The organism is Hwanghaeella sp. (assembly GCF_965227365.1).
Taxonomy (GTDB): Bacteria; Pseudomonadota; Alphaproteobacteria; order UBA8366; family Aestuariispiraceae; genus Hwanghaeella.
In genome coordinates, this window is sequence record NZ_OZ245754.1 from 4447083 (window position 1) to 4472583 (window position 25501).

A 25501-nucleotide genomic window follows, 5' to 3' on the forward strand; every position below is an offset into this window, starting at 1 on the left:
AAAACCGTCCTGTTTTGAATGTGGATAATTTGCAGTCCAATGAAATTAGTCATAGTATTTTAGTGGGGGATGACGGCGTAACCGTGAAAGTGGAACGGTCTTCGCCTGAATTGGGAAGCTTGGATTTTTTGTCATGATGGATGGTAGTGCATCCAAGGATGCCGTGCCGGACGCGGTTCAGCCCAAGACGGGACAACTTATAGATACACTCGCCCTGCCGCTCGAAGAGCAGACGCCTTGGCAGGGTGAACGCTATGAGTTCGACGGGGGCACGATCACCCTACGGGCGCGCGGGCCGTTCGAGCTTTATTTCCGGTCCGCGGAAATGGATCTGATCAGTTTCAGCCTCGATCAGCCGGGCGATGTGCTCGTTTCGGTCAATGGCGAGGAAATCCGCAAACGAACACTGATGCCGGGCCATGCGCATTTTCACCCGGCCGGATCCAAGGTTTACGTGCGGTTGGACGACGGCGACATGCAGATGGTGACCGTCGCCCTGCCGGCCAGCGCCCGGCGCGAGATGCTGCGCCAACTGGGCTTGCAGGAAATACCGGGCCTGTCGGTCACCAATCTGCAAACGCCGATGACGGAAGCGCTGGGATACCGGCTGCGCGACTTCATCCGAAGCCGCCCGAAAGGCGCGTCGATGGTTGCCGAGACCCTGGCGACCGCGGCCCTGCACGACGTCCTGCTGGCGATTTCACAGCACGCGACCGGACGCAACGCCGGCCAGGGAACGGCCGAGGCGAATCCGATCCAGAAGGCGCTGGACTTCATCGACGGCAATCTGCACCGCGACATATCGCTGGGCGAGATCGCGCAGGTCGCCTGCAAGAGCCCGTTCCACTTCGCGCGCATCTTCAAGGACGCCTTGGGCGTGACGCCCGTCGCCTATGTCATCGAGAAGCGCATCGACCGGTCCAAGGCCCTGCTGCGGCAGTCGGATCTGCCGATCTCGGTCATCGCGACCCGTTGCGGCTTCAATTCCCAGTCACATTACTGCCGGACCTTCCGCCGGCTGGAGAATCGCACGCCGCGCGAATATCGGCGCAGCCGCTGAGCGCCCCTGCCGGGCCGGGCCGCCGATCTCTGTCGGAAAGCGGCGCAAGGCGTATGGACTTGCCCCCTTTGCTAAGGTATCCCCTAGCTCCCATTCGTCGGCGGCGATCCAAGCTTTTTTGGATTCCGTATCTTCCTGGGGATTCCCCCCAGGACACTCGAGGAAAACGGAGGCTCGAACCGCGATGAGCGAGGCGCAGGCGAAAATCAATACGTTCCGGGCCGGCCCGGATGAGGCGGGGCATTTCGGCCTGTTCGGCGGACGTTTCGTCGCCGAAACCCTGATGCCGCTGATCCTGGACGTTCAGCAGGCCTATGAGGACGCCAAGGCGGATCCCTCATATCAGGCGGATATCGACTATTACGCCCAGCACTATGTCGGTCGGCCCAGTCCGCTCTACTTCGCCAAGCGCATGACCGAGGAACTCGGCGGCGCGAAGATCTACTTCAAGCGCGAAGAGCTGAACCATACGGGCAGCCACAAGATCAACAATGTGATGGGGCAGATCCTGCTCGCCCGGCGCATGGGCAAGACGCGGATCATCGCCGAAACCGGCGCGGGTCAGCACGGCGTCGCGACGGCCACCGCCTGCGCCCTCTTCAACATGCCCTGCAAGGTCTATATGGGCGCGGTCGACGTGGCACGGCAGTCACCCAACGTGTTCCGCATGAAGCTGCTGGGCGCCGAGGTCGAAGCGGTCGAAAGCGGATCCAAGACCCTGAAGGACGCCCTGAACGAGGCGATGCGCGACTGGGTCGCGAATGTCGAGGACACGTTCTACATCATCGGCACCGTCGCCGGGCCGCATCCCTATCCCGCCATGGTGCGCGATTTCCAATGCGTCATCGGCAACGAGGTACGCGAACAGATGATGGAAGCCGAAGGCCGCCTGCCCGACACGCTGGTCGCCTGCGTCGGCGGCGGATCCAACGCGATGGGCCTGTTCCACCCCTTCCTGGACGATGCGGATGTGAAGATCGTCGGCGTCGAGGCCGCGGGCCATGGCGTCGAGACCGGCGAGCATGCCGCCAGCATCACCGGGGGCCGCCCGGGCGTGCTGCACGGCAACCGCATGCATCTGCTGCAGGATGACGACGGTCAGGTGGTCGAACCCTATTCGATATCCGCCGGCCTGGATTACCCGGGCATCGGTCCGGAGCACAGCTGGCTGCACGATGTCGGCCGGGTCGAGTATGTGCCGGCGACCGACAAGGAAGCGGTCGAGGCGTTCCAGTATTGCAGCAAGATGGAAGGGATCCTGCCGGCGCTCGAATCGGCGCATGCGATCGCGCATATCATGAAGCTGGCGCCGACGCTGCCCAAGGACCATATCATCTGCCTGAACATGAGCGGCCGGGGTGACAAGGACGTCAACACCATCGCCGAGTTGATGGGAGTGTCGCTGTGAGCATGGCCGAAAGCAGGGTTGCCGTTTCCTATTCCGATTCCGGCCGCATCGCCGCGCGCTTCGCGGCATTGAAGCAGGAAGGCCGCGGCGGACTGGTCACCTATGTCTCGGCGGGCGATCCGGATTACGACACCTCGCTGGAAATCCTCAAAGGTCTTCCGGCGGCGGGGGCCGACCTGATCGAACTGGGCATGCCCTTCACCGATCCAATGGCCGACGGCCCCGCGATCCAGGCCGCCGGTCTGCGCGCGCTGGAAGGCGGCCAGACGCTGAAGAAGACCCTGGCCATGGCGCGCGCCGTGCGCGAGGTCGACGCCGATGTGCCGCTGATCCTGATGGGCTATTACAACCCGATCTATTCCTACGGCGTCGACGCGTTTCTGACGGATGCCAAGGAGGCCGGCATCGATGGCTTGATCATCGTCGACCTGCCGCCGGAAGAAGACGAGGAATTGTGCATTCCGGCCCTGCAGGCCGGCATCAATTTCATCCGGCTGGCAACGCCGACGACGGATGACAAACGCCTGCCGACGGTGCTGAACAACACGTCGGGTTTCGTCTATTATGTGTCGATCCTGGGGATCACCGGGACCAAGACCGTGCAGGAAGACGCCGTCCGCGAGGCGGTCGCCCGGATCAAACGGCATACGGACCTGCCGGTTGCCGTCGGTTTCGGGGTGAAAACGCCGGACTCCGCGCGGGCGATTTCAAAGGTCGCGGATGCCGCGGTCGTCGGTTCCGCCATTGTCGAGCAGGTGAAGGCCGCGCTGGACGAAGGCGTGGAGCGATCCGCCATTCCGGCACGCGTCCTTGAATTTGTCTCGTCGCTCGCCCAGGGTGTACGAAGCTGAGTATAAAAGGCTAATAGAGGCATTCGCGCAGCCGGATTTCGACCGAATTTCGGCCGGGGCGCGGATGGCGGGGAACCGGACAGCAGGTTCCCATAGAGGTAAACCCGAAGGAGGGTGATTCACGGAATGTCTTGGCTTGAGCGCTATGTCCGACCGAAGATCAAGGCCCTGGTCGGCGCCAAACCCGAAGTTCCGGATAATCTTTGGCACAAGTGCGACAACTGCGGCCAGATGATCTTCCACCGCGACCTGGTGGCCAATCATCACGTCTGTCAGCACTGCAACCATCATATGCGCCTGCCGGTCGAACAACGGCTGGAAATGCTGTTCGACGGCGGCGACTACGACCGCGCCGAATTGCCGAAAACGCCGGTCGATCCGCTGAAATTCCGCGACCGCAAGCGCTATAGCGACCGCTTGAAAGAGGCGCAGGCGAAACTGGATCCCAAGGTCCCGCACAAGGACGCCATCATCGTCGCTCATGGCAAGATGGAAGGGCGTCCGGTCGTCGTGGCCGCCTTCGACTTTTCCTTCATGGGCGGTTCGATGGGCGTCGCGGTCGGCGAAGGGATCGTCACGGCGGCCCGCCTCGCCGTTTTCCAGCAGGCGCCCCTGATCATTATTCCCGCCACCGGCGGCGCGCGGATGCAGGAGGGCATCCTGTCGCTGATGCAGATGCCGCGCACGGTGATCGCCGTTCAGGAGGTCAAGGAAGCGGGACTGCCCTTCTTCGTGCTGTTGACCCATCCGACGACCGGCGGCGTGTCGGCCAGCTTCGCGATGCTGGGGGATATCCATATCGCCGAACCCGGCGCGGTGATCGGCTTTGCCGGGCGCCGGGTCATCGAACAAACGGTGAAGGAAACCCTGCCGGACGGCTTTCAGACCGCCGAATACCTGTTGGAACACGGCATGGTCGACATCGTCGCCCCGCGGACGCAGGTCCGCCCGACGATCGTCCGTCTGATTTCCCTGCTGACTGACGGCAAAGGCAAGGAATCCGACGGAATTCCCGCCGGCGAGGGGGTGACGGGCGAGGATCTCGATATCCCCGACAGCGGAGAATCGGACCACAGCGCCGACAAGTCCTGACGGTACAACAGGGCCCTCCAAAAGGCCCACAGCAGATGATCCCGCGTCCTTGAAAACCACGACCACGGCCCAATCCGCGAAGCCGGCCCCCCGGCGCAGCGACGCCATCCTGGACAGGCTGATGAGCCTGCATCCGAAGATCATCGACCTGACCCTGGACCGGGTCGACCGGCTGCTGGACCGCATGGGCCGGCCCCAGGACAAACTGCCGCCGGTTGTCCATGTCGCAGGCACGAACGGTAAAGGGTCCACCATCGCCTTCCTGCGGGCGATCCTGGAACAGGCCGGCTACCGCGTCCATGTCTATACCTCACCGCATCTCGTGCGATTCGCCGAACGGATCCGGCTGGCCGGCGAGATCATCGCGGAAGAGCATCTCGCCGCCATTCTGGAAGATGCCGAACAGGTCAATGGCGGCGAGCCGATCACCTTCTTCGAAATCACCACCTGCGCGGCCCTGAAGGCTTTTGCGGAAACACCGGCGGATATCCTGCTGCTGGAAGTCGGCTTGGGCGGCCGGCTGGACGCCACGAATGTCGTCGACAAGCCGGTTTGCACGGTGATCACGCCGATTTCCATGGATCACATACAATACTTGGGCGGCGACCTGCAGGCCATCGCCGGTGAAAAGGCCGCGATTCAGAAAGCCGGCGTGCCCAGCGTGGTCGCAGCCCAGGACCCGGTCGCCATGGCGGTCATCGCCGGCGCCGCAGAACGCATCGGCACCGCTGTCATCGAAGCCCGACCGGCCCGGAAACAGACCCGGCTCGGCCTGCCGGGCGCACACCAACTCGCGAATGCAGGGGCGGCCATTGCGGCCGTCGATGTCTTGCGGCAAGCGGGATTTGAGATCGCGGAAGCGGATGTGGAGGCCGGTCTCGCCGGCGCGACCTGGCCGGCGCGACTGCAACGCCTGACAAAGGGTCCGATTTCGGACCTACTGGGGCCCGACTGGGAGGTCTGGCTGGACGGCGGGCACAATGCCGCGGCGGGCGAAACGCTGGCCGCCCATGCAGCCCGGACCTGGCCGGACAGACCGCTGCACATGATCGTCGGCATGTTGAACACCAAGACGCCCGACGATTTCCTGGCGCCCTTCGCCGATCAGGCGGACAGCCTGACCGCAATCGCCATACCCGGCGAAGCAAACAGCTTCGGCGCGGAGGAACTGCGCGACACGGCGCTGTCGGTCGGCCTCAACGCCGATACGGCCGAGAGCGTCGAAAAGGCAACGGCCGCCCTGTCAGGGCGGCCGCCGGGAATTCTGTTGATTTGCGGGTCGCTTTACCTGGCCGGTGAGGTCCTGGCGGACAACTCCTGATCCGCCGGGCCGAAGCCTGCCCGCAGACAGGATCAAACGACGGAATTCACCCAATCCGCCAGTTGGCTCTTACCCATCGCGCCGATCTTGGTCGCGACGACTTCGCCATCCTTGAACAGCATCAGGGTCGGAATCCCACGCACGCCGTATTTCGACGGGGTCTGCGGGTTTTCGTCGATGTTCAGTTTCGCGACCTTGATCTGGCCGGACATTTCGTCGGCGATTTCCTCGAGATGCGGGCCGATCACCTTGCAGGGGCCGCACCATTCGGCCCAATAGTCGACGAGGACGGGGCCGTCCGCGTCCAGGACCGAGGATTGAAAGTCAGAATCGCTGATATTGACTGTCGCCATGGTTCTCTCCTGATATTGCCCGCCGGTTCTGGGTCTATGGTCCGGCTGAGCTTTCCCCACCCATGCAAAATGCCGATCGGGACCTTATTCGTCGGTCCCGTCCCATCCGCTTGGGCCGGGGTGATAGTGTAATCCGTATGGTGATTATCACCAACTGAGTTGCGGTTTCCGTTAGCAAGAACTTAGGAAGGCGCCATATCCGGGTCAAGGAGGCTTGGAAAAGCTACGGCAATCAAAGCTTTAACAGTTCGTCATCAACGGGCATCAGCCTGGGAATGTCGGTCCATAACAGCGCGCAACGCACGGTTTTTCCCGGAAAAACCTTTTGTAACAACCCCTTATAGCCAGCGAGCTGACGCCGGTAAGCCAAGGGAACCTGCCTCGAATCGCTTGGGGCGGGCCGCAGGGTCTTATAATCGACCACAAGAACCTCATTCTCGGTCACCAGCAGGCGGTCGATCTGGCCGGATACGACCTCGACCCCCGACGGACGCTCCAGCACGCCGACAATGGGGGCTTCCGCCCGGCTGCCAGGGCCGAAGATCGGCGCGAAATCGGGGTGCTCCATGACCGCGATCACCTCTTCAACCATCCTGGCACGCACCACCTCGGACAGGCCGTGGACCGGCCGGGCAAGATAGGACCGTGCCAAGTCATGGCGGCGTTCCGGCGCCTGATCCGGCAGAAACTGCAACAGGCTGTGGATCAACAAGCCGCGTTTGAACCGATCCTCGCCGTCCCCCTCGCCCGCTTCGGTCAGGGGAGAACGGGCGGGCGGATCTTCCAGATCGGGCCGGCTCGGCGCGACCGGGTTGGGCGGCGTCGGTTCCGCGGCCGGTTCCGCAAAAAGCCAATCGGGTACTTCAGCCGCTTCGGCTGGTGCTGCGGCCGGCGGGTCCTCGGCCAGGGCATCCTCGTTCGCCGCGCCCATTTCCAGGCGCAGGGCGTCCCCTTCCCAACCCTCGCCGCCGTCGAAGGGTTCCGTCACCACATCGGGCAAGGCGTTCAATCCGCTGCGCACCAGATCGTACCAGCAGCCGTCCGCGACGCTCTTGTCCGAATTATAGCCACAGACATAGAGCCGATCCTCGGCCCGCGTCATCGCCACATAAAGCAGGCGTCGGTATTCCTGATCCGCCTTGAACTCCGCCTCCTCCCGCGCCGATTTGCACCGCGCCTCCTCGAACCGCCTGGCCGGCGGCCACAGGAATACGGGAGCGACATCGCCGCTCCGCCGGCTTTCCGCGTCATCCACCCAGTAGAAGGAGACATTCGCGCCGCCAGACCGCGGTTTTCGGACCGTGTCCGGCAGAATGACGATGGGCGCCTGCAACCCCTTGGCCCCATGCACGGTCATCAGACGCAGGGCATCGTTTTCGCCGGATTCAAGATCGCGTTTGATCTCCGCCTCGCCGGCCGCGAACCAATGCAGGAACCCCTGCAGGGACGGCACCCGCCGCAGGTCGAAGGAAAGGGTCAGGGACAGGAACTCGTCCACCGGGTCTTCCGCCTCGACGCCAAGGCGCGAAACCAGCGCCCGGCGCCCGCTCATGGGCGTGAATTCGCCCGCCGGCACCGGCGCGGGACAGGGCTGGGTCAGGACATGGGCATAAAGCTCATAGGGCGGATGATAGTCGACGGCCGCCAGCAATTCAGCCAACCAGGCCCAGGCGGATTTCATGCGTCCGTCGGTCTTCGCCTCGGCTTCCAGCCGCCGCCACAGGCTCTGCTTGCCCCGGTCATGGGCCAGACGGAACAAGTCGTCGTCGTCGAATCCGATGAACGGGCCCTTCAGAACGGTCGCCAACGTCAGATCGTCTTCCGGCAACAGCAGGAACTGTCCCAGCGCTAGCAGATCCATGACGGCGATATGCTTGGACAGGGTCAGCCGGTCGACCCCCGCCACGGTCACGTCGCGCTGTTTCAGTTCCCTGATCAGCCGGTCGACGAATTCGGTCCGGCGGCGAACCAGGACCAGAATATCCCCGGCACGGACGGTCCGTCCCTTGGACGGCAGGTATTCCGTCCCGATCCAGCCGGCGATCTTGTCCGCCAGACCTGTGGCGAGCCGCGCCACGGGCGGGACGTCGGACTGAACAGCGACGGGGGCCGACCAATGTTCCGGCGCCTCGCCGTCCACTTTTTCTACCACGGGCCACAGTTCCACCCGGCCCGGCACCCCGGCACGGTGGGCATAGTGGGTTACGGTATCCTCCAGCGGCACCAGGCCGTTCTTGGCGCGGTCGTCCCGGAAGGTCGCATCGACCGCGGCCAGGACCGCTTCCGTCGACCGGAAGGAAACCTCCATCGGCACGCGGCCGAACCGTTCACCCGCCGCCTGGATACGGGCCTGAAAATATTCCCGCATGGTGGCAAAAGCTTCGGGGTCGGCGCGTTGGAAACTGTAGATCGACTGTTTCACATCGCCGACGACAAAGATCGTACGGTTCTCGTCCCCCTGCCCTTCGCCGCTGAAAAAGTCGTCCGCCAGACCGGAGATGACCTCCCATTGTTCGGCGCTGGTATCCTGCGCCTCGTCAACCAGGATATGGTCGATTCCGCCGTCCAGTTTGAACATCACCCAGGACGGGTTGGCGATGAGACTGCCGCGCAGCAGGTCGCGCGCCCGCAGGATCAAATCGTCATAGTCCAGTTTGGCGCGCAGGTCCTTGGCGCGCCGATACTGTTCCAGAATCGCCGTGCCCAGGGTCAGCAGGGCGGCGGAGCAGGAAGCGGTCACCTGGCGGGCCACGGTCGCGTCCAGTTCCAGCAGGCGATCCTTTTCCCGGATCAGGACCATTTCGATATCCGGCCGCCCCTCCCGGACCTTCTTGCCTGCAAGGTTGGCGCGTTCGTCTCCGGTGGCGGTGAAGAAAACCTGCCGGTAATCGTCCAGCATGGCCTGCCGGTCAGCATCCGACGCATTGATCCACCGTTCGATCCGCGCCGCGGCCGCGCCGTCGACCTTCGGACTGCCCAGGTCCCGCAGAACCTGCACCGCGGAGGCAAGCCCCGCTTTGTCCATGGCGGCATCCCCGCAGGCCGCGGCGATCACGTCGTCCTCACCCAGGGCGGGGTCCGCGCCAACCGCGTTGTGGATTCGGTCAATCGCCTCGGCCAGCGGGTCGTCGCCGTCGCGGAGCAGCGTCGACAGGCGCGCCCGTTCGGAAGAGATCCGCTGCAGCAAGGTATTGAACTGGTCTTCCTGGACATAATGGGAAATGGTCGCCAGCGCCTTGCCGAGGCGCTGGTCCTTCGTCCCTTCGTTCAGGACCCGGTCGCGGGCCACCTGCATCAGTTCGGCCGCGGTGCGTTCGTCCATCACATCGAAATGGGGCGGCGTATTCGCCTCGATCGGGAAACGCCCCAGCAGCGATTGACAGAAACTGTGGATTGTCTGGATCTTCAAACCGCCGGGGGCATCGAGGACCAAGGCGAATAGCCGCCTGGCCCTGATCTGCTCTTCCGGTCTCGGCGGGCGGTCGAGGATCGCCGCGATCTGATCGGCCAGCCTGTCGTCATCCATCCGCGCCCAGGCGCCCAGCTTGTCGTTCAGGCGGTTCGCCATTTCCGACGCCGCCGCCTTGGTGAAGGTGATGCAGAGGATCTTCTCGGGCGCGGAACCGGTCAGCAGCAGGGCGAGCACGCGGTCGGTCAGGACCTTGGTCTTGCCGCTGCCCGCGCTGGCGCTGACCCAGACGCTGCCGGTCGGGTCGGCAGCCCGGCGCTGGGCGATATTGGGGTCGGGCCGGGACGCGGCGGAAGGGCCGTGCTGCACGGTCATTGATCCCCCTCCCCGCCGGCTGACCATTCCGCCTTGCGCGATAGATGATCGTAATCGTTGAACCGCATTTTCAGCGCGCTGCGCGGCGTCGGCAGATAGGGCGTGCCGGGATCCATGAAACCGCCGATCAAGGCGACCAGACCATCGCGGACATCCGCCACGATTTGCGAGACATCCTCGTCCACCGGCACGACCTTGCCTGCCGGGCTGCCGCCCGACAGCCGCCAGTATTGCAGTTCCGCGACCTCGCCGGGGCCGATCGTGCCGAACCCGCCATCGGCCAGGATCAGCGCTTCCAGCGGCATCTGCGGCGCCTTGCCGGTCTTCACGTCCTTTTTCGACGGCGGCTGCCCGGTTTTGTAATCCATGATCACGAACCGGCCGTCGGTCATCCGATCGATCCGGTCGGCCGTTGCCTGGATGGTAAAATCCGTACCTGCAACCGGCACGGCCGTCCGGCCGGTCTGTTCGACGAAGCTTGCGGCCAGGGCGCCGCGTCGCTTTGCCTCCTCGCGCAGGAACCAGTCGGCAATCCGCTCGAAGCGCGGCCACCAGAAGGCCCGTACGGCGGGACGGCCCAATACGGGGCCGAAGGCGGCCTCCCCTTCCCGCATCAAGGCGTCGCGCGCATCGGCCGGAAGGGGCCCGGCCGCATGATCGGCGACGAACCTTTCCAGCGCCTGGTGAATGAAGGTTCCGCGTTCGGCGGCACCTGGGTCGGCCTCCAGCGGGTCCAGCACCTTCAGGTCCAGGATGTAACGGGCGAAGATACTGTAAGGGTCGCGCATCAGGGTTTCGATCCGCGTCACCGACAGCCGCGTCGGCCGGGCCGCGACCGGCGGCCTCGGGGCCGGCATTGGGACGGGCGCGGCAGGGCCGCAGCTGCGCTCAAGCATGTCGGCCCAGCCGGTCCAGGGATCGGCGGGTTTCAGATCCGCCGAAAGGTCGAGGGCGTCCAAGACCACATGCAGACGCGACAGCCAGCGCGACGGCACGGTCGGCTGACCGTCGACCTTCTCCGCCCGGGTCAGCACCACCTGGGGCGCGGCGAAGGCCTGGGCGAAGTCATGCGCGCTGAGGCCGATCCGGCGCTCCGGCGCGGGCAGGCCGAATTCCTGCCGCATCGGGCGGGACATCCAAGCATCCGTTTCCGGCTCCGGCGGCCAGACGCCCTCGTTCAAGCCGCCCAGAATGACCAGATCCACATGCTGAAGCCGCGCTTCCAGCGGCCCCCAGATAAAGAGCCGGGGATGGGCGCCATAACGCGGCCGAACGACCCGCCCCGACAGCATCGCGTCGAGCAGGCCCGGATAGTCCTGCGGCCCGATATCGGCGAACAGCCCGGCACAGCCATCCGACAATTCCTGGACGAAGAGGGCGAGCGCCTCGCCCGCCTCGCCGGCCCACAGCCGGTCGGCACCGGGGTTTTCTGCATCCTCCGCCAAGGTCTCCGCGACAAGACCATGCGCCCCAACGCAGTCGCGCAGGGTAACGGCAGCGTTGCGCATCAGATCGGTGAGCGGCTGAAACTTTTGCTCCAGCTCGGTAATGAAAGCCGACAGGGTCTTCGTCACCGCGCCCCCGTCCTGATCCATGTCCCGCATGTCGGCGCCCTGAAGGGCCGCCTGGAGGCCGTCGAAGCCCGGGGCGGGTTTCGGGCCGCGCAGCACCCAGCGCTCCAACAGCCGGACCTGGGCTCGGAAGGCGCCCGCGCTGCGGCCGCCGCGCGCCAGGGGGTGTTTCAGGACCGCCAGCAGGGTCGAGGGGCTGAACCCGTCATTGACGGTTTCGGCGATCAGCCGCAGGAAGCTTCCCGGCACGGTGGCGCCCAGCGGCAGGCCCGCGGAATCGTCGACCGTCAGGCCCCAGCGCCGCAGTTCCGCCGCGACGCGCCGGGCCAGCGAACGATCCGGCGTCACCAGGGCGGCACGCTTGGTCGGCGCTTCCAGGGTTCGGCGCATCATCATCGCGATGGCCACCGCCTCGCTGCGGGAGGTATCGAAGACCGCCTGGGAAACGCCTTCCATGTCGGCTGCGGAGAAATCGGGCAGGTGCCGCCAGGCATCGCTGGCCGCGGCCGGGCGCATCGCCTCCGACAGCAGATGAACGCGGCGCGCTTTTGCGGCGCTGTCTTCCGTCCCTCCCGGCCAGTCCAGCACCGCGTTCCGATCGATGCCGAACCGGGTCAACAGCCGCGAGAGACCGAACTGCGGATGGCCCTGGTCCCGCCCGACTTCGATCCAGGCGCGGTCTTCCAGCGTTCGGTCCAATCCCGGCAGAACGACCATGCCTTGCGGCAATTCAAGAATAAGGGAAAGAAGGTCCGCCGTCGCCGGCACGCTGCCGGTGGAGCCCGCGGCGATCACCGGATGTCCCGGCGGGTCGGCCCGCCAGAGATCGGCCTGCGCCCGGCGCATCGCCGTCTGCCATTCGCCGGGGTCGAGCGTGCCCTCCTCCTCGAGGATTTTCGGCCAGTTCTCGCGCAGGATGTTGAGGAAAAGCAGGGTGTGCTGCCAGTTCTCGGCAAAGCGTTCGGGTGCGAGCCGGTCGAGATTATCCAGCGACAACCCCTCGATATGCACCTGGTCCAGCAGACGGGCCAGATCGGCCGCCAGGATCGCGGCCTGTTCCGGGGTCGGGTTGTCGAAACCGTGCACCGTCTTGCGGATCAGTTCGGCGAGGAACAGTGTCCGCCGCAGGGCGGAGATCGGCGGCGGCAATTCGGCCAGCAGATCTGAGACGTCCAATCCGCTGCCCCCGCCGAAGCCGAGGATCATCTCCTCCATATCGACATCACCGATCGGGCGCATCCGCGGCAACAGAAGCGCCGCCCCCTGGGCGCGCCGCAGGAAGGCTTCGCGCAGCGACCGGCAGGCGCGCCGCGTCGGCAGCAGGACCAGTACCTCCGACAGGGCCAGCGGGTCGTCACCCCATTGCCGCAGCAGGCCGTCCGCGAGCGCATCGACGAAGGAGCGCTCGGCCGGGATCGAATATACGCGGCCGAATTCCATTTCGGTGTCTATCTCGTATTCGCTTTGGAATAGCCTGCGGCGATCACTTCCTCGACCTCCTTCAGGCTTTCCGGTGTGCCGACATGATACCATTCCCCATCATGGGTAACGGCATAGAGCCGCCCGGTTTCCTGGACCTTGTTGTAGATGATCCGCAGCGGGAAGGGGCCTTCGGGCGCATCCGCAAACAGGGCGGGCTTCAGGATCTGCAAGCCGCCGAACAGATAGGGCGCAACCAGGCGGTCGCCGCGATGCACGGCGCGGGCGTCGGGTTCCAGATAATAATCGCCGGGCCCGTCGTATCCGTAGGAATCGGTGACGGGTACCAGGAGCAGCAGGGCATCCATCTTTTCCGGGTCCCAGGCGTCGAGCATGCGCTGCACAGCCGGCTTGATGCCGTCGAACCAGATGGCGTCCGAACTGGTGACGAAAAAGGGCTTGGCGCCGATCTTGTCCAGCGCGTCGCGCACGCCGCCGCCGGTCTCCTGGATTTCCGATTCATGGGTCAGGGCGACGTCGTCGCGCCCCTTGAAATGCGCCGCCATCTGTTCGGGCAGATAGTGGGTGTTGACGACGAACCGCGTGACGCCTGCAGCGGCGAGGCGGTCGATCGGCCAGTCGATCAGCGGTTTGCCGCAAAGCGGCACCAGCGGCTTCGGCTTGGTATCGGTCAGCGGGGCCATGCGGGTGCCGAAACCGGCGCCCAGGATCATCGCGGTTTCGATCTTCGCGGGTTTCTTCCCCGTTGCCTGTTTCGCCTTTGCCATCATGCCGCCTCCGCCGGAGGTTCGCGCCGCATCTCGGCCGGCACTTCGCGGTCGAACCAGTCCTTTACCGGGGCCAGCGCTGGGTGCCGCAGATCGGCTTCCAGCCAGCGCCACAGCCGCGCCGTATGGCGGAGATAGCCGGGCTTGCCGTCGCGATGGGCGAGGCGCGTGAAAATCCCCAGGATCTTGGTGCTGCGCTGGGCCGCCAGAACGGCGTAGGACGCCTCGAATGCCGTCCGGTCTATATCCGGAAACAGTCCAAGATAACGGTCCAGTAGACGGGCCGTCACCGCCGGCGAGACATCCCGTCTTGCATCCTCGAACAGCGAGACGAGATCATAGGTCACCGGCCCGACGACACCGTCCTGGAAATCGAGCAGCCCGACGCAGGCGGGGCTTTCGCGCTCCGGCAGCCACATCAGATTGTCGACATGATAGTCGCGCAGCACCAGCGTCGACGGCACGCCCGCCGCCGTCGGCAGCACCGACCGCCAGGCCTCCACGAAGCTTTCCCGGACGGAATCGTCGAGCGGCCCCCGAATGGCGGGCAGATACCAGTCGGTCAGCAGCGAGACCTCGCGCAGGTAAAGCGCCTCGTCATAGCGCGGCAGATCGTCCAGCGCGGTCAGGTCGACCCGGCGATAGAGCGCGGCCAGCGCCTCCAAGGCCTGGGCATAAAGCGTCGCCTCGTCCCCACCGGCCGCAAGGACCTTTGTGAAGGTATCGTCACCCAGATCCTCCAGCAGCAGAAACCCGTTTTCCACGTCTTGGGCAATAACTTCAGGGGCGCTCAAGCCGGCGTCACGCAGGATGCCGGCGATCCGGATGAAGGGACGGGTATCCTCCTTGTCCGGGGGCGCGTCCATCAGCACCGCCCGTCGCCAGCCGTCGCGCAGCCGGTCATAACGCCGGAAGGACGCATCGTCGGCCAGGACCGCACGGTCCCGGTCGCGCCAGCCGGTCGCGGCGAGGAAGTCGCTGAGCGCCTGATCGCGTCCGGTCATCACAAAATCCCCGCCAGCCGGTTGTGCCATTCGCCGGGCGGCGCGGAGAGCGTCGCCTGCCTGCCGTCCCCGCCGGCCTGCCCGTTACCGGTCTGCTCGATACGGATATCCAACCGATGCAGCGGCAGATAACCGCCCATCCTCGCCGGCCATTCGATCAGGCTGACCGCCTCGGCGAAGGCGTCTTCCACCCCCAGTTCGAAGACATCCTCAGGATCGTCCAACCGGTAGAGATCCATGTGCCAGAGGTCGTAATCGGGAAGCTCGTAGATCTGGACCAGCGTGAAGGTCGGGCTCGGCACCTCGATCGCCTCGCCCATCGCGGCCTGGATCAGGCCGCGCGCCAGGGTCGACTTGCCCGCGCCCAGATCGCCCCACAGCGCCAGGATGTCGCCCGGGCGCAGCACCGGCGCCAGCCGCGCGCCGAGCGCACGGGTCGCCGCCTCGTCCGGCAAGGGGACGGATGCGACCCGGTCCTCATCCGGTATGGTCTGGATATCGGTCATGATTCGTGCCCGCGCGGCGGACCGCCTGAGAAAATTCCGTGATTACCCGAATTTATAGTCGATTCCCAGCGGCGACCGAAAGCCGCGAATTGACCAATCCGGCAACAGGGACTACGCCCAACCCATCATGAGCACAGAGACCGCAGCCACCGCGCCGATCGAAACCGACGCCGTCATCATCGGCGCCGGACCCGTCGGTTTGTTCGCCATTTTCCAGCTGGGCATGCTGGGCATCAAGGCACATGTCGTCGACGCCCTGGACGAGGCCGGCGGCCAGTGCACGGCCCTGTATCCGGAAAAGCCGATCTACGACATTCCAGGTTTTCCCCGGATCGACGCCGGCGACCTGATCACGAACCTGGAGGAGCAGGCCGCCCCCTTCCACCCGGTCTATCATTTGGGCCAGCAGGTCAGCGCCATCGCCGGCGATGCGGAGGCCGGCTTCACCGTCACGACATCGAAAGGCACGACAATCGCCTGTAAGGTGATCCTGATCGCCGCCGGCGGCGGCGCCTTCGGCCCGAACCGCCCGCCGCTCGACCGGCTTGCGGAATTCGAGGGCAAGAGCGTCTTCTACCTGGTCAAACGGCGGGAGGATTTCCGGGGTCGGCGCATCGTCATTGGCGGCGGCGGCGATTCCGCGGTCGATTGGGCGGTCTCCCTGGCCCCGATCGCCGAAAAGGTCTACGTCGTCCACCGCCGGGACAAGTTCCGGGCCGCGCCGGAGAGCGTCAGGCAGTTGCATGAACTGGCGGGAACCGGGGCGATCGACCTGGTGACGCCGTTCCAGCTTGCCGGGCTGGAAGGTGAGAAGGGGCAACTTGCCGCCGTGCATGTGAAGGACCTGGACGGCAGGGAACGATCCCTGGAAGCGGACAGGCTGCTGCCTTTCTACGGCCTCGCCAACACGTTGGGGCCGATCGCCGACTGGGATCTGGACCTGCACAAGCATCAGATCGCCGTGGAACGGTCGACCTGCGAAACCAATCGGCCGGGCATATACGCCATCGGCGATATCGCCGACTATCCGGGCAAGTTGAAGCTGATCCTGCAGGGCTTTTCGGATGCCGCCGGTGCGGCGCATCACGCCTATGGCCGGGTTTTCCCCGACCAGGCGCTGCATTTCGAGCATTCGACGACCAAGGGCGTCACCCAACTGTGACGCCCCCGGCCGTGGAATAAATCAGGCCGCGTCCTTTCGCCGGCGGATCAGCGTGCCGGACCCGTGGGCCGTGAACATTTCCAGCAGAATCGCATGCGGCACGCGGCCGTCCAGGATGACGGCGCCGTCGACCCCCTTGCTGCAGGCATCGATACAGGTTTCCACCTTCGGAATCATACCGCCGGTCAGCGTGCCGTCCTCCATCAGGCGGCTTGCCTGCTCGACATCGATATCGGTGATGATATGGCCTTCCTTGTCCATCACACCGGCCACATCGGTCAGCATAAGCAGGCGCTTGGCGTTGACCGCCCCCGCGATGGCGCCCGCCACCGTATCGGCATTGATGTTGAAGGTTTCCCCATCCGGGCCCAGGCCGATCGGCGCGATCACCGGAATCAGGTCGGTCGAGCGCAAGGCATCCAGGATGGTCGGATCGATCTTTTCCGGTTCCCCGACGAAACCCAGGTCCAGCACCTTCTCTATATTGGAATCTGGATCCTTCTTGGTGCGCGTGACCTTGCGTGCGCGGATCAAGCCGCCATCCTTGCCGGAGATGCCGACGCCACGGCCGCCGGCTTCGGCTAGCGCGGCGGCGATGCCCTTGTTGATCTGACCGCAGAGCACCATTTCGACGATCCCGACCGTTTCGCCGTCGGTGACACGCAAGCCGTCGACGAATTCCGACTTGATCTTCATCCGGTCCAGCATGGCGCCGATTTGCGGGCCGCCGCCATGAACGACGATAGGATTGATGCCGCATTGCTTGAGCAGGACGACATCGCGGGCGAACAGCTTCGCCAATTCGTCGTTCCCCATGGCGTGGCCGCCGTATTTGATGACCACGGTTTCATCGTTGTAGCGGCGCATATAGGGAAGCGCTTCGGTCAGGATGCCCGCTTGGGCAAGCCATTCCAGACGGCGGCGTGATTTGTGCTCCTGCTTGTGAGCCAGATCGTCCTTGTTGTGTTCGCTCATGCGCGCCCCCCGACTATTCGTAAAAACCAACCTGTCTTGTTACGGCCGCCCTGTTTCATCGTCGCCGGGCGGACGGCCCAGAGTTTAATCACTCACTGCGGGGGCCGCCAGCATTGCAAGCTCGGCCCGCAATTCCGCCATGCCGAGCCCCTTGCGCGACGATGTCGCGAGGACGGTCGGGATCGCGGCCGGATGTTTCTTCAAGGTGACCGCGATCTCGGCGATAAGTTTATCGAGTTGGGGAACGGAGATCTTGTCCCGCTTGGTCAGCACGATCTGATAGGAAACCGCCGCCGAATCGAGCCCTTCCATCAGGGAAATGTCGGAGGATTTCAGCCCGTGCCGTGCATCGATCAGGACACAGAGCCGGCGCAGCGACTGGCGTCCGCGCAGATAATCGTGGATCAGCTGGTTCCAGCCGTCGACCAGATGCTTGGGGGCCTTGGCGAAACCGTAACCGGGCATGTCGACCAGCAGCAACGAGCCGTCGGCCAGGTCGAAATAGTTCAACGCCTGCGTCCGACCCGGCGTATTACTGGTCCGCGCCAGGGCGTTCTGGCCGACCAGCGCGTTCAGCAGGCTGGACTTGCCGACATTGGACCGCCCCGCGAAGGCAACCTCGACCGGCCCGTCCGGCGGCAGGTCGGCCGTGCGCACGACGCTTTTGACGAAGGTGCAGGGGCGCGCGAACAGCAGGCGCCCTGCCTCCAACTCCTCATCCGTGTAGTCGGTTGTCGGGGCCGGCGCATCGGCCATGGCCTATCCTCCAGATCGATCCGGGACCGCGCCTGAACGGCGGCGCCGGTCAGGACTTTTCGGACGGTCCCGTATCCGCCTTGCCGCCGCCGATGGCAACGCCCATGCGACGCATGATGACATATTGCTGCAGGATCGAAAGCGAGTTGTTCCAAGCCCAGTAGATCACCAGACCGGCGGGGAAGCCGCCCAGGATGAAGGTGAACATGATCGGCATGAACATGAAGACCTTGGCCTGAATCGGGTCGGCCGGGGCCGGGTTCAGCTTCTGCTGCAGGAACATGGTCAGGCCCATGATGAGGGGCCAGATCCCGATATTGACGATCGCCAGCGCGGCCGGGACTTCCCAGGGGAACATGCCGAAACCTTCCAGCAGACCCAGCGGGTCCGGCGCGCTGAGATCGTTGATCCAGCCGTAGAAGGGCGCGTGGCGCATTTCGATGGTGACGAACAGCACCTTGTAGAGCGCGAAGAAGACCGGAATCTGCAGCAGGATCGGCAAACAGCCCGACAGCGGGTTCACCTTTTCCTTCTTGTACAGTTCCATCATCTCCATGTTCAGCTTCTGACGGTCGTCGCCATAGCGCTCCTTCAGATCCATCATCTTGGGCTGAAGCAGCTTCATCTTGCTCATGGAGCGGTAGGACTTGTTGGCCAGCGGGAAGAACAGAAGCTTGATGCCCAGAGTCAGGGCCAGGATCGCCAGGCCGAAATTGCCCAGAACGCCATTCAGGAAATGGATGCCGTAGAAGATCGGCTTCGTCAGCCAGTAGAACCAGCCGAAGTCGACCGCCAGGTCGAAATTCGAAATGCCGAGATTGTCCTGATAGCTGTCCAGCAGCACGGTTTCCTTGGCCCCGGCGAACAGACGGTTCGTCACTTCCAGGGTCTCGCCGGGCGCAATGGATTTGGCGTCGGTCAGGAAATCGGCCTGATAGCGGTCGCGGTTGTTCGCGCGGTCGCCCGTGAAACTGGTCTGCACGGTCTCGCCGGCATCCGGAACCAAGGCGGTCAGCCAGTATTTGTCGGTGATGCCGAGCCAGCCGCCGGTCGTCGACTGCTTCTGGGCCGGTTTGACCAACCCGTCCTCGATCAGGTCGGAATAGTCGACTTCCTCGAGCACCTCGTCGAAAACGCCGATCATGCCCTCGTGCAGGATGTAGAAGCCGAGAATATCCGGCGTTCCGGTACGGGAGATCACGCCATAGGGCGAAACGGTCAGAACCTCGCCCGCCTCGTTCACCACGCGCTGCTGGATCGTGAACATGAAATTCTTGTCCAGCGTGATGACCTGTTCGAACCGCACACCGGCGTCATTCGTCCAGCTCAGCGTAACCGGGTCGTTCGCAGTCAGGGTCTGCTTGTCGGCTTCCCAAACCGTGTTCCGGTTCGGCACGTCGCCCTTCTGACCGAGCCAGCCGAACTCGGCGTGATAGGGCTTTTCCGTCCCGGCCGGGTTCAGCAGCACGATATTGGCGCTATCGTCCTCGACCGTCTCGCGGTAGTTCCGCAGGACCAGATCGTCGATCCGCGCGCCTTTGAGGGAGATGGACCCGCTGAGGCGGTCGGTCTTGATCTCGACCCGCGGCGTATCGTTCAGCACATCCGCGCGGGCCTTCGGGAAACCGGCGACCGACTGGATTTCCTTCGGCACTTCCGCGCCGATTTTCGGCTGGGCGGATTCGTTCGCGCCGGACTGGGCTCGCTGGGCGGCCTGCTGCTGTTCGGCGGCGATCCGTGCTTCCTGTTCGGGGATCGCGAAGAAGAACTGCCAGCCGATCATGATGATCGCGGACAATGCGATCGCCAGTATCAGGTTTTTCTTGTTGTCGCCGTCCATGATCCCTCAGTCAGCCCCTAACTTGGCAGCGGTGTAACCCGCCAGCCGTCTTATTCGGATGATGCGCGGCGGTCGTGCCGCGAAGCGTGATCGGCTTTCGCCGCGGAATTCGGATCGTCCGTGGAAGACCAGACTTTGAGGCGCTTCATGGCCTTTTCCATATCCGTGCGCAGATCGCCGTACCGCCTGTCGAGCGTTCCCGCCCTGGCGATCAGGACGTAGTCGACGCCGCGTTTCGCATGCGGCACCAGGACCTCATCGGCCAAGGCGCGCAAACGACGTTTCGCGCGGTTCCGCTGAACCGCGCCGCCGACTTTCTTGCTGGCCGTGAAGCCGATCCGGACCGATGTGTCGGACAGACCCGGCCTGTCCGAACCGGGCAGATCACGCCGCTTCGCCGCCTGCAAGACCAATCCCGGCTGCGCAGTGCTGCGTTTGGCGCGGGAAAGAGCGACAAACTCGGCCCGTCGCTTCAATCTCTCGACGGCGGGCCGGGTCATCACTTACGCAGACAGACGCTTACGGCCCTTGGCGCGGCGGTTGGCGAGCACGCGGCGGCCGCCGGTGGTGGCCATGCGCGAGCGGAAACCGTGGCGGCGCTTGCGGATCAAGCGGCTGGGCTGAAAGGTACGTTTCACCGTTCTTCTCCTACAGTCCTCGCCGAACCGGGCCGAAGCCCGCGGACCCGGGAGGATCGCTAAACTCTCTTGCTTTCTCGTAGCTTTCAGGACGGTCTGACCCGGCCCTGCGACAGACGCAGAAACGCGGCGTCCGGCCCATTCGGGCCCGCCGTACCCTTGAAAACGACGCCGGTGTATAGTGCGGGGCAAGGACCAAGTCAACGCAGATCAAGCCGAAACCGGCGCGCCAGGTCGGTTCGCGCAATCACGGACGCTTGAATGGTGGTGATCGGCCCCCTGTTCTACATCACCTCTAAATCATCCCTCAACCCTGCCGACCTTAGATATCGGAGCGATGCAGGGGTATCGGGCCGAACCGGGCCGGGAAACGGGACAGGTAATTGTGACAACCGATCCAAGGCGGAATGACGTGAGCGAGATTGCAGAACATCGTGCGGAACCGGGACAAACCGCGAAAGAGACCGCGTCCGGAAAATCGCCCTGGCGGTTCGCCCCGCTGGCGGTAATCGTCCTGTGCTTTCTCGCCGTCTTCGTTTTCGATCTGGACCGGTTTCTCTCCTTCGAAGTTCTGCGTGAGAACCGGCAATGGCTGATCGACACCGTGGCGGAACATCATCTCTTGTCCGCCCTGGTCTTCATCCTGATCTATGCGGCGGCGGTGGCGGTTTCGGTACCCGGCGCCTCGCTGCTGACCCTGATCGGCGGCTTCCTGTTCGGTGCGGTCGTCGGCACCGTCTATGTGGTTCTGGCTGCGACACTCGGCGCGGTCGGCATCTTCCTGGCGGCGCGGACCGCGCTTTCGGATATCCTGCGCGCCAAGGCGGGACCCTGGCTGTCCAAGCTTCAGTCCGGTTTCCATGAAAACGAGTTGAGCTACCTGCTGTTCCTGCGCCTCGTACCGGCCTTTCCCTTCTTCATCGTCAATATCGTGCCGGCCTTCCTCGGCGTCTCCCTGCGCACCTACACCCTAGCGACCCTGATCGGTATCATACCGGGCACCGCCGTCTACGCGGTTTTCGGCGCCGGTTTGGGGGAAATCCTGGCTTCCGACGCGGAACTCTCCCTGACCGGGATCCTGTCGCCCGAACTGGTAATCGGGATGGTCGGCCTCGCCGTTTTGGCGCTGGTGCCGGTTCTCGTCCGACGGTTTTCGAAGAAATCCGCCGGCGGATGATCGGCAAGCGCCGGTGCCTTTCCCACCCGCCGGAACACGTTTAGGTCTTGCACATCGACGGCGACGTCCTCACGTTTGTTCCCGATATTCAACGGGGAAGCCCATTGCGGCCGGCGCGTAAGTCCATGACGGACCAGAGAAAACAACGCCCGTTCACGGCACCGCATCCGGACGGATGCCATGCATAGCCTGTCCTCCCGGGTTCTCGTCCTGACCGTCGTTTTCGTAATGCTGGCGGAAGTGCTGATCTTCCTGCCCTCGGTCGCCCGGTTCCGGCAGGACTACATGGTGCAGCGGATCGGCGACGCGCATCTTGCCATTCTGGCCCTCGACGCCACGCCAGACGGCATCGTTTCGGACAAATTGAAGCAGCAATTGCTGGATTTCGTCGGCGCACATGCGATTTCGGTGCGCCGCAGCGGCATGAAACTGACCCTGATGGAAGACAATCCCCGTATGGTCGACAGCACCATCCGGTTGGAGGAACTATCCCCCGTCGACATGATCTCCGGCGCCCTGGACACGATGATCGTGCGGCGCGACCGCGTATTGCGGGTCATCGGCTATAGTCCGAAGGACATGGATGCGGAGATCGAACTCGTCATCGACGAAACGCCGATCTCCGCCGCTTTGCTCGATTTCGGCTGGCGCATCTTCCTGTTGTCGCTGGTCATATCGATGATCACGGCCAGTCTGGTCTTCCTGGCGCTGCACTGGATTCTGATCCGCCCGCTGCGGCGCATCACCGCCAATATGACCGCGTTCCGCGACAATCCGGAGGACGCGACCCGGATCATCACACCGACCGAGCGCAAGGACGAAGTCGGTGTCGCGGAACGGGAACTGGCCTCGATGCAGGACGGGTTGCGCATGGCCCTGCAGCAGAAGGAGCATCTGGCCGCGCTGGGCACGGCGGTCGCCAAGATCAACCACGACCTGAAGGGCATCCTCTCCCGAGCCATCCTGGTCTTCGACCGGCTGGAGGAATCCGATGATCCGGAAGTGCGGCGGATCGCGCCGACGCTGATCTCCTCGATCGACCGGGCGATCGCCATGTGCAGCCAGACGCTGAATTATGTCGGCCAGGAAAGCCCCAGCCTGAATCGCAGCCGTTTCGCCCTGGACGATTTGCTGGACGAAGTGTGCGGCAAGGAGGTTGATGGCGTCGCCCTCACCGCCGACACGGTGAAAGGCCAGTTGATCGAGGCGGACCGCGACCAGCTCTACCGGGCCTTTTCCAACCTCATCCGAAATGCGGTCCAGGCCGGCGCCCAGGCAATCGAGGTTTCTGCCCGCCGGGGCGACGGCGCCACGGTGGTCGATATTTCCGACGACGGACCGGGCCTGCCGCCCCGGGCGCAAGAAAACCTGTTCAAACCCTTCAAGGGGTCGACACGGGCAGGGGGCACCGGGCTGGGCCTCGCCATCGCGCGGGAATTGCTGCGCGGACACGGCGGGGATTTGGAATTGCACCAGACCAGCGGCTCCGGCACCACCTTCCGCCTGATCATCCCCGATCGGGCTGCCGTCTAGCGGGGCGGATTGATCCACAATTGCCTTGCCGCCCCGGGCGGGACATGGTTGCGCCTGTTTCAATATCTTTCTTGAGGAGCGTCGGGCGCGATGGCGGCGGTACGACCCGGTAAACTGAACCTGATCACCGATGTCCCCGGCCTTTCGGTCGGCAATGCGGAAGACGTCGATGTCGCCACCGGCGTCACGGTGGTGCTGACGCAGGGCGAGGGCGCCATCGCGGCGGTCGATACGCGCGGCGGCGCACCGGGCACGCGGGAAACGGATGCCCTCAAACCCGGCACCCTGGTCGACCGAGCGAATGCGGTGGTGTTGAGCGGCGGGTCCGCCTTCGGCCTGGATGCGGCCGGCGGGGTTCAGGCCTGGCTGTCGATGCGTGGCCATGGCTTCAAGGTAGCCGGTCATTCGGTTCCGATCGTGCCGGCGGCAATCCTGTTCGACCTGGCCAATGGCGGAAACAAGGCCTGGGACGGCGATCCGCCCTATCGCCGCTTGGGCAAGGCCGCTTGCGACGCCGCCGGCGAGGCCTTCGCCCTCGGCAATGCGGGCGCGGGATACGGCGCCATTGCCGGCCCTGTGAAGGGCGGCCTGGGCAGCGCCTCGGCGGTCGATCCGGAAAGCGGTTACACGGTCGGCGCCCTGATCGCGGTGAATTCGGTCGGGTCCCCGGTCACGCCGGACGGGTCCGGATTATGGGCCTGGCCTTTCGAACTGGCGGGCGAATTCGGTGTCGAACCGCCCAAGCCGGTGCCGACCGGCGGGGCCTATGTCACCAAACGGCATCGCCGCGCCGGGGAAAACACCACCATCGGCGTCATCGCCACGGATGCGCCGATGACCGTTGCCCAGGCCGAACGCCTCGCCATCATGGGGCATGACGGGCTGGCCCGCGCGATTCACCCGATCCATACCCCGTTCGACGGCGACCTGCTGTTCAGTCTGGCGGCAACCGACGGCAAGACGGGCACGGTATCCCCCGACCTGCTGTCGCATTTGGGGACCCTGACCGCGGATGCGGTCACCCGGGCGGTTGGCCGGGCCGTTGTTTCGGCCAGTTCCCTCAATGGGATAACAGCCTTTCCAGACACTAAATAACTGATTTTTCTGTTAAATTTTTTTGACCTGTTGAGAAAACCCCTCCCTTGGGGTGACACCTCACCGGGCGGGCGTTAACATGCTGCATCGCAACAAAAATACGAGGTGTACGGCATGTCGGTCCTGACCCGCGCGGAGGACATATCGAACATTGCATTCGGATTCATGGGATCCAAGGCGCTTTTCGCGGCGCTTCACAACAAGGTTTTCACCCATCTGTCGGGTGCCCCGCGAACGGCGGAGGAATTGGCAGAGGTGACCGCTCTCGACGCGGAGCGCGCGCAGACGCTGCTGACCGCGTTGGCTGGGTTGGGTCTGGTCGCGGTGGAGGACGGGAAGTTCTCCAACTCGCCCGCGGCGGAAGACTTCCTGGTCAAAGGCGCGAAATACGATTTCGGCGATTACCTGCGGCTGCAGGTCGACCGGCAGATGTATTCCCTGCTGGATCAAATCGAGGACGCCCTGGTCGACGAGTTGCCGGATGGCGCGACCGGCTCCTACGCGCAATGGTTCTCCGACCCGGAACAGGCGCGGATCTATTCCGAGAGCCAGCATGCAGGCTCCCTGGGCCCGGCGCGGGGCCTGGCGCGGCAGATCGACCTGTCCGAGGCGTCGTCGCTTCTTGATGTCGGCGGCGGCACCGGCGCCTATTCGATCACGCTGTGCAACGCCTTCCCGAATCTGAAGGCGACCGTCATCGATTTCCCGAACGTCGCCAAGCTGGGGCGCAATTACGTCTCGGAAGCGGGCCTGGCCGACAAGATCCGCTATATCGACGGCAATGCGCTGGAAACCGTCTGGCCGAAGGAGCAGGACGCCATTCTGATGTCCTATCTGTTCTCCGGCGTGCCGGATACGGAACATGAGCGGCTGATCAAACAGGCGTTCGACTGCCTCAATCCCGGCGGCATCGTGATGATTCACGATTTCGTCGTGCATGCCGACCGGACCGGGCCGAAGAATGCGGCCCTGTGGCAGCTTCAGCATACGGCCTTCACGCCGCAGGCGCGGTCGCTCGACGACGAATGGCTGGCGACCCGCCTCGCCGAAGCCGGTTTCGACGCGGTATCGGTCGACCCGATGATCCCCGCGATGACCATGCTGGCCAAGGGCATTCGCCCGCGCTGACCGGACGGGCGCGCCGGAACCTCCGCCGCGCCCCGCCCCG

21 protein-coding genes are annotated in these 25501 nt (G+C 64.4%); 10 read left to right on the forward strand and 11 right to left on the reverse strand.

The window, feature by feature from the left end:
- The first annotated feature begins 133 nt into the window (after nucleotides 1-133).
- The 5 genes from ACQK2G_RS20330 to ACQK2G_RS20350 all read left to right on the forward strand — a co-directional run bounded on the left by ACQK2G_RS20330 (nucleotide 134) and on the right by ACQK2G_RS20350 (nucleotide 5732).
- Entirely contained in the window at nucleotides 134-1060 is a 927-nt protein-coding gene (locus tag ACQK2G_RS20330) for a helix-turn-helix domain-containing protein (protein WP_425406861.1), read from the forward strand.
- Nucleotides 1061-1244: 184 nt separating this feature from the next.
- On the forward strand, nucleotides 1245-2468 hold the full coding sequence (gene trpB / locus ACQK2G_RS20335; RefSeq protein ID WP_425406862.1) for a tryptophan synthase subunit beta: 1224 nt from the start codon (nucleotides 1245-1247) through the stop codon (nucleotides 2466-2468).
- A 2-nt stretch (nucleotides 2469-2470) separates the two neighbouring features.
- Nucleotides 2471-3319, forward strand: a complete 849-nt coding sequence (gene trpA / locus ACQK2G_RS20340; protein ID WP_425407680.1) for a tryptophan synthase subunit alpha — start codon at nucleotides 2471-2473, stop codon at nucleotides 3317-3319.
- A 126-nt stretch (nucleotides 3320-3445) separates the two neighbouring features.
- Nucleotides 3446-4411: an acetyl-CoA carboxylase, carboxyltransferase subunit beta gene (gene accD / locus ACQK2G_RS20345; RefSeq protein ID WP_425406863.1), complete on the forward strand. Its 966-nt coding sequence runs from the start codon at nucleotides 3446-3448 to the stop codon at nucleotides 4409-4411.
- Between the two features lie 49 nt (nucleotides 4412-4460).
- Entirely contained in the window at nucleotides 4461-5732 is a 1272-nt protein-coding gene (locus tag ACQK2G_RS20350) for a bifunctional folylpolyglutamate synthase/dihydrofolate synthase (protein WP_425406864.1), read from the forward strand.
- A 32-nt stretch (nucleotides 5733-5764) separates the two neighbouring features.
- On the opposite strand, the gene trxA is transcribed toward ACQK2G_RS20350, so the two are convergent.
- From trxA to tsaE, 6 genes are all read right to left on the reverse strand, one after another.
- Entirely contained in the window at nucleotides 5765-6085 is a 321-nt protein-coding gene (gene trxA / locus ACQK2G_RS20355; RefSeq protein WP_425406865.1) for a thioredoxin TrxA, read from the reverse strand.
- Nucleotides 6086-6317: 232 nt separating this feature from the next.
- Nucleotides 6318-9869 (reverse strand): double-strand break repair helicase AddA, encoded by a 3552-nt coding sequence (addA, locus tag ACQK2G_RS20360; RefSeq protein WP_425406866.1) that lies wholly within the window; start codon nucleotides 9867-9869, stop codon nucleotides 6318-6320.
- Entirely contained in the window at nucleotides 9866-12880 is a 3015-nt protein-coding gene (addB, locus tag ACQK2G_RS20365; protein WP_425406867.1) for a double-strand break repair protein AddB, read from the reverse strand. Before addB ends, addA begins: the two co-directional genes overlap by 4 nt.
- 8 nt (nucleotides 12881-12888) lie before the next feature.
- Nucleotides 12889-13650 carry a nucleotidyltransferase family protein gene (locus ACQK2G_RS20370; protein WP_425406868.1) on the reverse strand — a complete coding sequence of 254 codons (762 nt, stop codon included), beginning with the start codon at nucleotides 13648-13650 and terminating at the stop codon, nucleotides 12889-12891.
- A complete protein-coding gene (locus ACQK2G_RS20375; protein ID WP_425406869.1) occupies nucleotides 13647-14651 on the reverse strand; it encodes an aminoglycoside phosphotransferase family protein in 1005 nt (334 codons plus the stop codon). The genes ACQK2G_RS20370 and ACQK2G_RS20375 overlap by 4 nt, the downstream gene beginning before the upstream one ends.
- A complete protein-coding gene (tsaE, locus tag ACQK2G_RS20380) occupies nucleotides 14651-15157 on the reverse strand; it encodes a tRNA (adenosine(37)-N6)-threonylcarbamoyltransferase complex ATPase subunit type 1 TsaE (RefSeq protein ID WP_425406870.1) in 507 nt (168 codons plus the stop codon). The genes ACQK2G_RS20375 and tsaE overlap by 1 nt, the downstream gene beginning before the upstream one ends.
- 127 nt (nucleotides 15158-15284) lie before the next feature.
- On the opposite strand from tsaE, the gene ACQK2G_RS20385 reads away from it, so the two are divergent.
- Entirely contained in the window at nucleotides 15285-16319 is a 1035-nt protein-coding gene (locus ACQK2G_RS20385; RefSeq protein ID WP_425406871.1) for an NAD(P)/FAD-dependent oxidoreductase, read from the forward strand.
- A gap of 21 nt (nucleotides 16320-16340) precedes the next feature.
- Here the strand turns inward: ACQK2G_RS20385 and argB are convergent, their stop codons facing one another.
- The 5 genes from argB to rpmH form a co-directional block, all read right to left on the reverse strand.
- Complete coding sequence (argB, locus tag ACQK2G_RS20390; RefSeq protein WP_425406872.1) at nucleotides 16341-17294, reverse strand: acetylglutamate kinase; 954 nt, start codon at nucleotides 17292-17294, stop codon at nucleotides 16341-16343.
- Between the two features lie 84 nt (nucleotides 17295-17378).
- Complete coding sequence (gene yihA, locus ACQK2G_RS20395; protein WP_425406873.1) at nucleotides 17379-18050, reverse strand: ribosome biogenesis GTP-binding protein YihA/YsxC; 672 nt, start codon at nucleotides 18048-18050, stop codon at nucleotides 17379-17381.
- 49 nt (nucleotides 18051-18099) lie between these two features.
- Nucleotides 18100-19890, reverse strand: coding sequence for a membrane protein insertase YidC (gene yidC, locus ACQK2G_RS20400; protein ID WP_425406874.1), 1791 nt, complete (start codon nucleotides 19888-19890; stop codon nucleotides 18100-18102).
- A 50-nt stretch (nucleotides 19891-19940) separates the two neighbouring features.
- Nucleotides 19941-20390: a ribonuclease P protein component gene (rnpA, locus tag ACQK2G_RS20405; protein WP_425406875.1), complete on the reverse strand. Its 450-nt coding sequence runs from the start codon at nucleotides 20388-20390 to the stop codon at nucleotides 19941-19943.
- Between the two features lie 3 nt (nucleotides 20391-20393).
- The gene (gene rpmH / locus ACQK2G_RS20410) at nucleotides 20394-20528 is read right to left on the reverse strand and encodes a 50S ribosomal protein L34 (protein WP_425406876.1); all 135 of its coding nucleotides are present in this window, start codon (nucleotides 20526-20528) and stop codon (nucleotides 20394-20396) included.
- 412 nt (nucleotides 20529-20940) lie between these two features.
- Here rpmH and ACQK2G_RS20415 point away from each other — a divergent pair, with 412 nt between their 5' ends.
- The 4 genes from ACQK2G_RS20415 to ACQK2G_RS20430 all read left to right on the forward strand — a co-directional run bounded on the left by ACQK2G_RS20415 (nucleotide 20941) and on the right by ACQK2G_RS20430 (nucleotide 25461).
- Nucleotides 20941-21705 (forward strand): TVP38/TMEM64 family protein, encoded by a 765-nt coding sequence (locus tag ACQK2G_RS20415; protein ID WP_425406877.1) that lies wholly within the window; start codon nucleotides 20941-20943, stop codon nucleotides 21703-21705.
- A 180-nt stretch (nucleotides 21706-21885) separates the two neighbouring features.
- A complete protein-coding gene (locus tag ACQK2G_RS20420) occupies nucleotides 21886-23238 on the forward strand; it encodes a sensor histidine kinase (RefSeq protein WP_425406878.1) in 1353 nt (450 codons plus the stop codon).
- 90 nt (nucleotides 23239-23328) lie between these two features.
- Nucleotides 23329-24333, forward strand: a complete 1005-nt coding sequence (locus tag ACQK2G_RS20425; protein WP_425406879.1) for a P1 family peptidase — start codon at nucleotides 23329-23331, stop codon at nucleotides 24331-24333.
- A 114-nt stretch (nucleotides 24334-24447) separates the two neighbouring features.
- Nucleotides 24448-25461 carry a methyltransferase gene (locus tag ACQK2G_RS20430; protein WP_425406880.1) on the forward strand — a complete coding sequence of 338 codons (1014 nt, stop codon included), beginning with the start codon at nucleotides 24448-24450 and terminating at the stop codon, nucleotides 25459-25461.
- Nucleotides 25462-25501: the final 40 nt, after the last annotated feature.

Coding starts and splice junctions, on each gene's coding strand:
- addB (WP_425406867.1), bottom strand. CDS start 12,880: ATGGAATTCGGCCGCGTATATTCGATCCCGGCCGAGCGCTCCTTCGTC.
- trpB (WP_425406862.1), top strand. CDS start 1,245: ATGAGCGAGGCGCAGGCGAAAATCAATACGTTCCGGGCCGGCCCGGAT.
- ACQK2G_RS20430 (WP_425406880.1), top strand. CDS start 24,448: ATGTCGGTCCTGACCCGCGCGGAGGACATATCGAACATTGCATTCGGA.
- yihA (WP_425406873.1), bottom strand. CDS start 18,050: ATGGCCGATGCGCCGGCCCCGACAACCGACTACACGGATGAGGAGTTG.
- rnpA (WP_425406875.1), bottom strand. CDS start 20,390: ATGACCCGGCCCGCCGTCGAGAGATTGAAGCGACGGGCCGAGTTTGTC.
- addA (WP_425406866.1), bottom strand. CDS start 9,869: ATGACCGTGCAGCACGGCCCTTCCGCCGCGTCCCGGCCCGACCCCAAT.
- ACQK2G_RS20420 (WP_425406878.1), top strand. CDS start 21,886: ATGCATAGCCTGTCCTCCCGGGTTCTCGTCCTGACCGTCGTTTTCGTA.
- ACQK2G_RS20330 (WP_425406861.1), top strand. CDS start 134: ATGATGGATGGTAGTGCATCCAAGGATGCCGTGCCGGACGCGGTTCAG.
- argB (WP_425406872.1), bottom strand. CDS start 17,294: ATGAGCGAACACAACAAGGACGATCTGGCTCACAAGCAGGAGCACAAA.
- ACQK2G_RS20425 (WP_425406879.1), top strand. CDS start 23,329: ATGGCGGCGGTACGACCCGGTAAACTGAACCTGATCACCGATGTCCCC.
- ACQK2G_RS20385 (WP_425406871.1), top strand. CDS start 15,285: ATGAGCACAGAGACCGCAGCCACCGCGCCGATCGAAACCGACGCCGTC.
- ACQK2G_RS20375 (WP_425406869.1), bottom strand. CDS start 14,651: ATGACCGGACGCGATCAGGCGCTCAGCGACTTCCTCGCCGCGACCGGC.
- yidC (WP_425406874.1), bottom strand. CDS start 19,890: ATGGACGGCGACAACAAGAAAAACCTGATACTGGCGATCGCATTGTCC.
- ACQK2G_RS20370 (WP_425406868.1), bottom strand. CDS start 13,650: ATGATGGCAAAGGCGAAACAGGCAACGGGGAAGAAACCCGCGAAGATC.
- accD (WP_425406863.1), top strand. CDS start 3,446: ATGTCTTGGCTTGAGCGCTATGTCCGACCGAAGATCAAGGCCCTGGTC.
- tsaE (WP_425406870.1), bottom strand. CDS start 15,157: ATGACCGATATCCAGACCATACCGGATGAGGACCGGGTCGCATCCGTC.
- trpA (WP_425407680.1), top strand. CDS start 2,471: ATGGCCGAAAGCAGGGTTGCCGTTTCCTATTCCGATTCCGGCCGCATC.
- trxA (WP_425406865.1), bottom strand. CDS start 6,085: ATGGCGACAGTCAATATCAGCGATTCTGACTTTCAATCCTCGGTCCTG.